General features: G+C 37.8%; 11 protein-coding genes. All 11 read right to left on the bottom strand.

Going from position 1 to position 11,631, the window contains the following annotated elements; all coding sequences use genetic code 11:
- Genes I588_RS03065 through I588_RS03110 form a run of 11 tightly spaced genes read right to left on the bottom strand, consistent with a single transcriptional unit; the run spans position 1 to position 11,589 of the window.
- Positions 1 to 1,491, bottom strand: a complete 1,491-nt coding sequence (locus I588_RS03065) for a lipopolysaccharide biosynthesis protein (protein WP_010757479.1) — start codon at positions 1,489 to 1,491, stop codon at positions 1 to 3.
- 47 nt (positions 1,492 to 1,538) lie between these two features.
- Positions 1,539 to 2,651 (bottom strand): DegT/DnrJ/EryC1/StrS family aminotransferase, encoded by a 1,113-nt coding sequence (locus I588_RS03070; protein WP_010757480.1) that lies wholly within the window; start codon positions 2,649 to 2,651, stop codon positions 1,539 to 1,541.
- A gap of 16 nt (positions 2,652 to 2,667) precedes the next feature.
- Positions 2,668 to 3,699 carry a glycosyltransferase family 2 protein gene (locus I588_RS26335; protein WP_010757481.1) on the bottom strand — a complete coding sequence of 344 codons (1,032 nt, stop codon included), beginning with the start codon at positions 3,697 to 3,699 and terminating at the stop codon, positions 2,668 to 2,670.
- On the bottom strand, positions 3,689 to 4,471 hold the full coding sequence (locus tag I588_RS03080) for a tyrosine-protein phosphatase (protein ID WP_139244008.1): 783 nt from the start codon (positions 4,469 to 4,471) through the stop codon (positions 3,689 to 3,691). Before I588_RS03080 ends, I588_RS26335 begins: the two co-directional genes overlap by 11 nt.
- Positions 4,455 to 5,471: a glycosyltransferase family 2 protein gene (locus tag I588_RS03085; protein WP_010757483.1), complete on the bottom strand. Its 1,017-nt coding sequence runs from the start codon at positions 5,469 to 5,471 to the stop codon at positions 4,455 to 4,457. The genes I588_RS03080 and I588_RS03085 overlap by 17 nt, the downstream gene beginning before the upstream one ends.
- A 42-nt stretch (positions 5,472 to 5,513) precedes the next feature.
- Positions 5,514 to 5,651: a hypothetical protein gene (locus tag I588_RS27185; RefSeq protein ID WP_010757484.1), complete on the bottom strand. Its 138-nt coding sequence runs from the start codon at positions 5,649 to 5,651 to the stop codon at positions 5,514 to 5,516.
- Positions 5,652 to 5,668: 17 nt separating this feature from the next.
- On the bottom strand, positions 5,669 to 7,060 hold the full coding sequence (locus I588_RS03090; protein WP_010757485.1) for a hypothetical protein: 1,392 nt from the start codon (positions 7,058 to 7,060) through the stop codon (positions 5,669 to 5,671).
- Between the two features lie 25 nt (positions 7,061 to 7,085).
- Positions 7,086 to 8,402: a CpsD/CapB family tyrosine-protein kinase gene (locus I588_RS03095; RefSeq protein ID WP_010757486.1), complete on the bottom strand. Its 1,317-nt coding sequence runs from the start codon at positions 8,400 to 8,402 to the stop codon at positions 7,086 to 7,088.
- Between the two features lies 1 nt (position 8,403).
- The gene (locus I588_RS03100; RefSeq protein WP_010757487.1) at positions 8,404 to 9,312 is read right to left on the bottom strand and encodes a hypothetical protein; all 909 of its coding nucleotides are present in this window, start codon (positions 9,310 to 9,312) and stop codon (positions 8,404 to 8,406) included.
- A complete protein-coding gene (locus tag I588_RS26340; RefSeq protein ID WP_016250030.1) occupies positions 9,309 to 10,277 on the bottom strand; it encodes a glycosyltransferase in 969 nt (322 codons plus the stop codon). The genes I588_RS03100 and I588_RS26340 overlap by 4 nt, the downstream gene beginning before the upstream one ends.
- A complete protein-coding gene (locus I588_RS03110; RefSeq protein ID WP_010757489.1) occupies positions 10,246 to 11,589 on the bottom strand; it encodes an O-antigen ligase family protein in 1,344 nt (447 codons plus the stop codon). The genes I588_RS26340 and I588_RS03110 overlap by 32 nt, the downstream gene beginning before the upstream one ends.
- Positions 11,590 to 11,631 lie beyond the last annotated feature (42 nt).

Consider the following 11,631-nt stretch of genomic DNA (forward strand, 5'->3'; position numbering starts at 1 on the left):
TTACTCCTTTTTCTGCTTTCGCCTCATTAACCATTGTATTATTTCTATAAATCGTTTCATTTCTTCTCGATTTAAAAGGTAACTCGACCCTAAATAGACACAGCAGCCGATTACAATCTTAACTAGCAAACTTATTATAGGACCGTAGGGAAGAATGAATCCCACAATACTAATCACTAGTAACATTAATCCTCCTGAAAAAAATACTCGGATTAAATCCTTCATCTGCTGAACCAATGAATAGCCGATAATTTCTTCAGTATAAAATCCATTGATGTATAGCGTAATAAAATTCATGAAGAAATCTAAGATCACTAGAGCCATTACACTTCGGAAAATAAACAGCGTAATCAGGGTAGTAACCAAGCCAATCGCTTTTTTTACCAGCTCCAAAGCTAAAAATCGATCCGTTCTGCCGACAATCTGTAACAAATTCAAATTTAGAACATGAATTGGATAACAGGATGCTGTCAGTGCCATTATTTTGAAATACGGTACCGCGGTTAACCATTTTTCCCCGAAGACTAGTTGAAAAATTTCTGTTCCCGTTCCGGATAATCCAAAAGAAACAGGAATGGCTACGAATGAAACTAGTTTTAAAATTCGAGAAAAAGCAGTGGATAATATCTTTTTATCTTCCTTATAGCGGCTCAATACCGGAAAGCTTACCTTTTGAACTGCCCCTGACAAGGACCGCGGTATTACGTCCTGCATTTTTTGGGCATTAGAAAAATAGCCTAAGCTAGCCGCCGAAAAAAAACGACCAATCAAAATGGAATTGAGGTTATTATATGCAGTATCTAGCATAGTGGAAGCCACCAGCTTCCAACTATAGCCAAACATTTTCTTAAAACTGCTAACCTGGAATTTCCAGACTGGTACCCAGCGATTCATGAAGACAGTTAAAAGAGAACTGATTGTCGTATTTAGTACCTGCTGAAGAACTAAACTCCAGACACCTAATCCTAAATAAGCACAGAGAATGGCTGTCGCTCCAGATAAACAAATGGCGTAGGCCGTGATGACCGTCTGTATTTTAAAATTTAGCTTGATTGTTAATTGCGTACGCTGTACTAAAGCAAAAGCATTCATAATCAAACTGATTCCCAACACTCGCAACATTGGGGCTAAAATTGGGCGACCATAAAATCTAGAAACAGCGGGCGCATAAAAAAACAGTAACCCATATAATAAAATAGCTATCCCCAGATTAAAGAAAAAGACAGTGGAAAATTCTTCTTCAGTCGGCTCTTTTTCATGTAACAGCCAAGTTTGAAAGCCCACATCAATCAGAACATTAGACAATGAAATAAAAATGGTCAGCATGCCGATTAAGCCAAAGTCTTCTGGCAGCAATAAACGAGCCAAAAAAATTTGAATAACAAAGGTTGCCCCTTGCCGTCCCAGCATCTCTAGGCCCGTCCAAAACATTCCCTTCACCGTTTTTTTCTGAATCGTTCCGTTTACTCCTTGTGAGTTGTTATTATTCACACAATTCTTCCCTTCAGTTCTTTAGATGCTTGTGCGCTTAGTTTCAATTAAACGATTTTTTTAAACTGCTTGATCAGCTCGCAAATTCGCTTAACATCGGACAAGTCCAGATCCGCATAAAGCGGCAACGTCAACACTCTTTTTGACATTCCTAATGCTATTGGCGTTTGAAACGGGTCAAACTGATTGTGATAGCAATCAAAAGAACTGGTAATCGGATAAAAATACTTTCTAGGATGAATGCCATTTTCAGCTAAAAATGCAGCTAACTGATTTCTAGTCGCACCGTAGCATTCTGGCTGGACAATAATCGGATAATAGGAATAGTTTGATTGAACCTCTTTCTGCTTTTGGTTAACGATTATTCCTTCTACATCCTGCAGTAAACTATCATACAATTCCGTTGCTGCTTTTCTATGCTTAATATTTTCTGAGAGACTTTTCAAATTGCACAAGCCCATCGCTGCCTGGAATTCATTCATTTTGGCATTTGCTCCTACACCATCCACCACGGTCTGACATTGAATTCCAAAGTTTTTCAACTGATCCAGCTTGTAGCCTATTTGCTCATCCTTATAACAGGCACAGCCGCCTTCAATCGTATTGAATACCTTAGTTGCGTGAAAGCTGTACATTGCGGCATCCCCATAATTACTAATTCCTTGCCCCTTATAAGTCACACCAAAAACATGAGCAGCGTCATAAATAACCTTCAAATCATACGCATCGGCAATCTTTTGAATCGTCTCAACCTCACATACATTCCCGTATACGTGAACCGGCAAAATTGCTGTCGTTTTATCTGTAATCAAAGCCTCAATTTTAGTTGGATCAAGTGTGAAATCCTCTGGTTTAATATCACAAAAGACCGGAGTAAGATTATTTCTTACGATTGCATGAGTAGTAGAGGCAAAAGTATAAGGCGTTGTTATGACCTCTCCAGATAGATTCATAGCTTGAAGCAGCAATTCTAAAGCTGAATGACCATTAACAAACAAGGAAAGTTGATCTGTTTGCAATACTTTTTTCAGCTTTTCTTCTAATGCCTGTGATTTTTCTCCTCCATTAGTCATCCAGTGAGATTTCCAAATGTCACTTATTTCTTCTACATACTCTGCTAAACTAGGCATTGAAGCTCTAGTAACGTAAATATCTTTCACTTTTTTCCTCCACCTATTAGTCGGCCAACAACTTTTGATAGAAATGGTTCAGCCGACGCATTATCTTATGTAGTCTAGGACTAAATTGATACAATTTATAATTGAATAAAACTTGTTTTTCAAATTGATTTTTCGGAGGTCGTTTACTGAAAGAATCCACAATCTCCTGATAATTTTGAAGCAATCGGTTTGTTTCTTGATGATTGTAGGAATTAGCAATCAGAATAGTCGAAAGAATTCTACTCTCAATAACTGAACGATAGCGAAAATGCGATTCTTGATTAAACAGAAGCTCAGCTTTAATGGTTCGTTTCAAATAGTCAATTCTCTCCTCAGATGAATGTTTGGCATAGTTGGTACTCCATCCATTAGGCACGTTTTTCCGATAAACCGACATTGTTTCATTTAAAAATAAAATGGTCCCCTTTTGAATCGCCCAGCGGAGAATGCAATCATCGCCATTGAAGTGCTCGGCCAACGTTGTTTCATTTTCACTAAATTCCCTCATATATCTCGTTTTAAAAAAATAGCTGCCAGTCTGAAACAAGTATTCCTGATACTGTAAATATTCGGTGCCGCTAATTAAGCACTCTTGGTTTATCTTTTTCTTTGAAGGTAAATATTTGTTAGGATGACGACCACTCTCATCAATCAATTCCACGCGATGAACACAAATGCTGCTGTTGGGCTGTCGCTCCATGGCATCATATTGCTTTTGCAGCTTGTATTGATCAAGCCAATAGTCATCACCTTCCAAAAATGCCAAATATTTTCCTCGACATCTTGGCAAAATAAAATCCTTGTCAATATTCACACCTTGGGAGACCTGATTTTGTTCTTGTATGATCGTAATAAACAAACTAGGATACCTTTTGGCAAACTCTTCTATTATTTTCGGAGTACGATCCGTTGAAGCATCATCATGAACAATCACTTCAAAAGGAAATAAAGTCTTCTGATTCACCACACTCTCCAATGCTTCAGCTATATAATTTTCCTGATTGTATGTAGTAATGCAGACAGATACCTTAATTACTTCAGTAAACATGCCTAACTCCTTGCTTTCGTGGGTTTTTGGGATTAATAATTAGTACCTGCTGATCAGCTAAAAGAAGTTTGGGATTTACCTTCAAAAGAAGATCACTATACCCCGGAGAATAATCTCGAGCCAATAGCTGCCAAGCTTCAGCAAGATTAGGCACGCGATGGGTGCTATGATGACAGTCACTAGCTACTATTTGGACAAGCTGATGCTTCAACAGAATTTGTACTGTGTGCCGGATTGTTTCTCCAAACTCTCCTAAAATACTGCCGCTATTGATTTGTAAAAAATACCCTTTGCGATTCCATTCATAGGCAATCGCAGGATTGTCAGTGATGAACTTGTATCGTTCAGGGTGAGCAATCACTGGTTTTAGGCCACAGGCTTCTATTTGTTTTAAACAGTCGCAAGCGAAATTTGCATTGGCAGTGAAAGGGAATTCTACCAATAGATAGCGACTGTTTCCTAAAGTGAACAACTCCTCATTCCTCCAAGCTTGTCCCACTGCAAAATCCCCCATCACTTCCATCCCTAAATGGAGATTTAGCGGTATTTCATGAAATTGGAGCATGCTCTTCAAATAGCTGAAAGATTCAAGGATCTGGTTTTTATGTGTAAGCCCTGCTTCCTTTTTCATATTTCCATGAGGAGTCAGAACAAGCTCCTTTACACCGTTAGCAGCCGATTGCATTAAAAGCTCTAGAGACTCTTCTAAATCGACCGCCCCATCATCAACACCAAACAAAATATGTGTATGGCTATCAATCAATTCGTTCACCTTCTTGTACCCTAGCCGTTCTATTCGTTTTCCCCGCTAGTTTGATTAATACCTTAAGCAAAAGAAGCTTTGCCTTCTCGTGACGATTTTCAGGCACAGCTACTTTCACAAGAGCTTTCAGTTGGGGATTTTCCAAGCAAGTCCGCCCCATTTGCAGTCTTTGTCTCACTGTATACTGCTTTTGTTCTTTAACCTGCAGCAACTGAAGTATCACCTTCATCGCAATATCTTTGCAGTAATAACTATGATGTGCGGGATAATCTTTGGTCAGTTGTACTATCAGCTGACAAATTTGGAGCAGAATTTTCTCTTTTCCAATATGGAATTTGGTCATTAGTGAATTAGGCCTTAAATAATGATAATGATAGAAGGCTTGATCTATGACCTTAATTCGTTGAGCAGCTGCTATAACTTGCAAGGAAAAAAGCAAATCCTCTAATATTCTCAGCTGTTCATCGAAAAAAATCTCCTCTTGAAGCAAAAGCTTTCGCCGAATCAACTTATTCCAAGGAGCATTCAATAAAAATTGCTTATAGCATTCATAAAATGGTTCATTGAAAAATTCTTTCTTACTACCTGAGTAACCCGATGCTGTTTTACTCTCTTTGAAAGACTCTTGCTCATATAAATGGAAGCCAAAGATCAGAACATCCGTTGAAGAGCCCGAATCGGTTGCTGCTTTCACCAATTCTTCAATCGTACATTGATCCAACCAATCATCACTATCCATAAATAGCAGGTATTCACCTGTACTTTCTTTTATACCAAAGTTCCTTGCCGCTCCAGGACCGGCATGCTCTCGCGGATAAAAGCGAACACGAGAATCTGCTGCGAATCTTTTCAACAATACTGCTGGTGGCTGCATAGCACTTCCGTCATCAATAATCAGAATTTCTATTTTTTTATAGGTTTGCTTTATAAGTGATTCATATCCATTTTGAATACAGTCATAGCTGTTATATACTGGAATGACAATTGATACTAACGGTTCTTTCTCCATTTTTTTGATTCATCCTTTTATAATTCCACGTAACTCATTTCTTTACTGGCTATTTATTTGAATGACCGTTGTTTTTGCTTCTTCAATCTGCTCATGAACTCGATTTAGTTCATAACCAGTTGCTGCCAGCAAACCAATAAATAAAATCAGCAACAAAAAAAATGTTTTTCGATTTTTCATTTCGTCTCCTGCACTTTCTATTGTTCGGGTAGTTGCCCTACTTCATTAGATAAGCCCCCATAATACTTGTCATAATTGCTTTTCCCATAAGAACCATAATAACTTCCATCAAGGTCAGAAAAATTCAACAGATATCCCTTCAGCTTGAAGCTATTGCTTTCCAGCAATGATAAGCTATGTTGAACTGTCTTTATTTCAGTACTATTTTGCTTAACAAGAAATATTGTTTGGTCGACCAACTTAGCTAGCTGGGGCAAACATTGAAGCGACTCCAGCGAAACACTATCTAGTAAAATATGGCTATACTCAGTCTTCAGTCTTCCTAGAAGCCCAGAGAGTTGCTTCATTCCTTCTTGGTCTTCAATGCAAGCTTTTTCAAACTCATGAAGAGACAAACAGAGGTGATCATAGCTTTCTTCTTTTTTAATAAATGTTGAAATTGCTGAGTTTTTCTTCAGTAATTGTCCTTTGCTATCCTCCTCTGATCCATTGACCAGTTCTAAGACCAACGTTTTTTGGTCTTTACTTCCAAGAGTTTTAGCTATTTCTTTTGTGATTGTGGTTACCCCTTCGTTTGGCTTCGAAGCAATAAATAGGACTACCTCTCCTTTTTGCAAGCGCAGCTTTAAAACAGATGCTTTCATTTCTTGAGCGAAAAGGTCTTGAGATATTAATTGCTGGCGATAATTCCGTTTACGTTTTGCTGTTTCATTCGCCAGCTTAGGGAACACACCATAGTTTCTTAAGGTAGTTAGACTAGCCATTGATTTGGTTGATTGAATTGTTTTGTAGCGGAAAGTAAATAGCAGTAAAAAGAGGCCATCTATCACTATTCCTATGCACAAGCTCACCAAAAATAAGATCAGCAGTTGTTCGTAATCCTCAACTAAGGTCAACTGTTTTACATTTTCAATTTCACTGATAACAACATTGCCCAGATCCTTTGCCGCATATTCTGGATAACGAGTTGATACAACATCCATTACCCTTTCAGCAATTTCTGGATTACTTGATTGAACAGATAGTCTTAACATATTCACTGAATTGACTACTTCAATATTTAAGTTATAGCTATCTTGATCTGTAAGCTCCACTTCGTCTTGGATAATTTCATTTAATTGACTGTTTAGCAGCTCCGGAAAACTTCCTGCCAAAAACATGGTTGCTAAATTATCCTGAGCAGTCTCTCCAGTGATAGTCACCGTGTAAATTGTCTGCTTTTCATAAATGGGTTGATAGGTAAGTGCCCAGAAAAGGACAGCCGCTAATATAGTAGAAAGTAGTGTCAGCAGCATCGACCAACCATACCGCTTAAACCCTAAAATCATCCGTTCGATTGTATCCTTCATCTGAATAGTGATGCTGTCACCTGTCAAATTTTGTGTATACCTATTTGTTTGTTCTCGCATTTTTTGTCCCCGTCATCCATAGTCTTTAATCCTTTAGTGGAACTCCGTTTAAAATAAAACCGATTAATGAGAGATTGGATAATCTCATATCTTCAATCACTTTATTTACCTGATCAGCATTGGTGGTTCCTTGTCTGACCACCAATAGAATTTCTTCTGCTAAAGAAGCCTTAAGGTAAGTTTCTTTAACGATTCCAATTGGTGAAGTATCAATAATGATATAGTCGTATTCTCTTTTCAAAACTTTCAAAAACTGCTCTAATCGTTCTATCACAGCTGGCTCTTCATGAAAAATTGCTTTTTTCCCGAATATATAGTCAATCCCTAAATCTTCATGCTGCTTAATGTATTGCTTAATTTTTTGTGGTTTTGTTTCCAGCAACAGCTGACTTATTTCTGTAGATTCAGTAACTTCCACATGAGCATATTCAGCCAATTTGGGATGCCTCAAATCTAAGTCCAATAGCAAAACTTTTCTATTTAATTGATGCAATGCAATCGCAAGATTTAAAGCTGCTGTACTTTTTCCTTCACCTGGATTTACACTGCTGATCAATAGCACATTATGCTGAGCCTGCCGCATTGAATAATCAATACTTATAGCTGTTTTTTGGTAATCCTTTACAATAGCTGCTGGTGTAGAAATCTGCGAAATTACTACCTTGCCCTTTTTGTCCTTTTTTTGAGCGGCAATACTGCCTATAAAACGTCCATTGATTTTTCTTTTGGCTTGTTCAATGGTATAAACCTTGTCACTGAAAATATAACTCAGCGCTACTAAGAAAATTCCTAAAGTTAAAACCAGCCCGCTAACCGCTGCTGCAAGTAAAAATGACCGATTAGACTTCTCCTGAATTTGCTCAGCATTTGGTAATGAGAAAGTATCTAAAAAATAGCTATCCTGACTGTAATTGATCATCTTCTTATAATTGTTAATAGCCGATTTAGCTATACTAAACGCTCGTTTAGGGCTAGTACTCTCTCCTTCTAAGAAAATAAGGTTAGAAGCCTCTTCAGACACAATAGTTAGTTTATCTGCTGGTTGACGATCGCCCTCCACATTTTCCCAGACTAATTGGCGAAAAATCTCACTATCTAACAGGCCATAATACTTATCCGCAGCCTGAACAAAGCGATTCTCATTAAAGGACAAGCCTACATCTGTCCTTGGAATAATTGCTACACTGCTTCTGACAGTGTATTTGCTTGGCATATACTCATTGATTAGAATATAGGTTCCCACAAAAGCTATAATTGCAAGGCTAACAATAACACCTAATGATTTTCTTATTAGCCGCAACAGACTTGAAAATCCTATTGTTTGTTTTTCTTGTCGATCCATCCTATTCTCCTCCTTCTACACAGACATATAAGGTCGCATGACCTTTTTGGTTTGTTGTAGGAGAGGTATATTGATAGACAACTTGATAAACTCCTGGGACTGCCGGATCAACATTGGATGAGTAAGTAATTGCTGACGCATCAATGGATTGTCCGCCAGCATCTTCTTCCTCAGTTGAAACCTTGTTCGCGCCATTAGTTACCCGCATGGTCTCCTCATCTTCTACCGCCTGTAAATAATTCGTTGGATCAAACGGTGTGTTTATAGGTAAGTACACAATATATTCAGAAAGCTTAATAGCTGGACCTTTCTCACTGAGAGCTGCTTTCACCTCAACAGTGACCGGCAACTGCGTACGATCCCCCAAGCTATTAACAACCTCAAGTGTTACCTGATAGTCCCCAGGAATAAGCTCTCCATCATTGCCATTTATTCCTTCACCTGTTATTTTTATAAACGGTGTCAAATCCCCATCTTTGACATCTGATGCTGTTAACAGTTCCCTTAGATCCAACTCCAAATTGCTGGAAGTTTCTAAAGGCGCTTCGATTGAAAACCGAGGAGGATGATAGTCTTGATAAATAAGCTTCCTCGTTTCCTTAACCACATTCAATTGCTCATCAATGGCTACATAGGATATATCAAATGTTTTACTTCCCTTATTTTCGCCTTTACTAATCTTGTCAACGAAAATACTGTCAGTTAAATTCCCTTCTACCTCGTCAACTGCTGTCACATCTTTTAATAGCTCTTCATCCGTGCTGTCAACATCTGTCTGCAAAGGAACCTTTGGAACAGAAAGAACTGGTGGATCAGTATCCTTATTTTCATAAGTTTTATACAAATATGTCCCTAATATTATGAGTGAAATTACACATGCTGAATAAACTACTACCTTAACTATCTTCATTTCTTCCTCCTGCAATCTGTAAAGCTTTCATTCTTATTACGTTCTCTATTTTGTAACCCTAAATAGAGTTCCACTAACCAGCCTCTTTTCTTATGGTAGGTGGATAGTCCTTTTATTAAGAGAAACAGTGCTGAACGAAGATCGCCCTTTCCTACGACCAGCTGCCGTCGTATCGCCATGTGTTGATTTTTATTGATCAACTGCAGCTTTTTATCTGTACAACCTTGTGCTTCAGCGAAGTTTTCCATATAAACAAAGCTTTTTTCCAGATTTCGCAGATAGTTCATTCGAGTCTCTTGCGTATGCATTTTTTTGCCTGAAGTGTTCTTTTCGTGGAAACGGCGATAAATAACTGGGTAATCTAAGAAATACCCACTGCCACGACACAATGAAAGCTTCCAGACGATTTCGTCTTGGGCCCATTCGTCATACCAAAAAGGCGAAATTTCTTTTATTAATGATCGTCGTATTCCCATCGTGCAGCCAACTGATCTCAGATACATATTTTTCTGTGAAAAGGGAATCTGTTCTATTTGATAATCAGTATGTTCAATCGCCGGAATTTCTTTAATCACTGGCTCCTCTCCTTGAAAAGAAGCAAACCGGCCTGCCAGCATCTCTATTTGGAGATTGTTTTGCATGATTTCAGCCATCAATTCAATTTTTTCAGGTCGCCATAAATCATCTTGATCAGCAAAAAAGAGTAGTTCCCCTTTAGCCTGCATCGCTGCTTGGCGAAAATTATTGCAGTATCCCATATTTTTTTTATTGCAATTCAGGTGCCACCGAGAAGTCAGCTGATTCTTTTTGATAAACTCAGAAATTATAGCTACTGTATTATCACTGGATGCATCGTCAAAAATTAGTACCTCATCGGGCTGAAGGCTTTGTTTTTTTAGTGATTCTAGCTGAGAAAAAATCACCTCTTCCCCATTAAAGGTAGCCATGATGACCGATATTTTCATAATTGCTTTTTGACTCTCTTTCTATAGGTTCAGATAAATGATAGGCAGCAGCAAACAACATAAATACATAATCCAAGGTGCCCAATGCATCTACCCAGTAAAGATTTATAAAATAGCAGCCACAGGAAATCAGCAGGGCTAATGATAATTGCGAGCTCTTTAATAAAGCTGTTTTAAGCATTCGTCCCATAAAACAGAGATACAAAATAAGCTGAATAATCAATCCTGGATAAGCTACTTTGATAAACTGATTAATATAATAATTGTCAATGGAATGGATATGAAATCCTTGATAATACCAATTAAACTGATAACCATTTCCCTGTCCTAAGAAGGGATTTAACCAAGCCAATGATAAAATTTTAGGCAGCCATTCTCTATACTGCTCACTATTTTTATAAGTCGACAAATCCTCAGTATTAAAATTTGAGGCTAAATTCGTATTCAACACTGCGTCAATGACCAGACTGAAACGACTTAACAAGGATTGGATAGGCGTTAGATGAAAAAGTAAAACAAAGAGACAAAGAACCATCCCTGCAATCACACTAGAAATCAGCAGTACTTCTCGTTTCCTTGTACTGAATATAGCTACTAAAGCGATGGCCAGCATTAAAATACCAATGGTAGATCGAGACCCCGTCATTAGCGTATTAATAAATATCAATGTCACGCCAAAAGGTCGATTGAATAAATTTAATCCGCTATCTTTTTTGTAGCAAATAATGGCCAGCATCAAAATTAAGAACAAGCCATAACCTAAGGGGTGATGTGCCGGTCCGAAAATACGATAAGATCCCCCACGAATATATTCTCCTGTTGTCAAGCCTTTAATAATTTCAAACTTTGTGAAAATTGAAAACTTCGTTAGATACTCGATAATCCCCATAAAACATAAGATATAAGTAATCTTGATCAACAATTGCTGAAATTTCTCGACTGGAAAACCTGCATTAAACAAATACAAAGCGGTATAAAAAACTGCTATCTGATCGAAAAGTGGATTTAACAATGTGTTGGGATTGATTCTTACGAGACTTGTGATTAGCAAGACTGCTATATAAATGATAAACAGCACATTATAGTGCATTTTAGTAATAACCTGAAAAAAGTCTTGCCGTCTTTGAGGAGTTCTCATGATCAGACACCAGATAACTAACAAACAAAGTCTTTGTACATTCAAAAAAGAAAAGCCTAAATAATCAGGGATAAAAAAGATGGCTACAATTAATACATTCATCAAGGTATAAAGATTTATGTTAATTGCTCCTTGGTTAAACAATTTATCCTTTTGGCTAGTTACTCTTTCCATAATTCTCCCTTCACTTCGCTTTGTTTTATGATTCCTGCGTAC

Origin of the sequence: Enterococcus pallens ATCC BAA-351, assembly GCF_000407485.1 — a bacterium.
Taxonomy (GTDB): Bacteria; Bacillota; Bacilli; order Lactobacillales; family Enterococcaceae; genus Enterococcus_A; species Enterococcus_A pallens.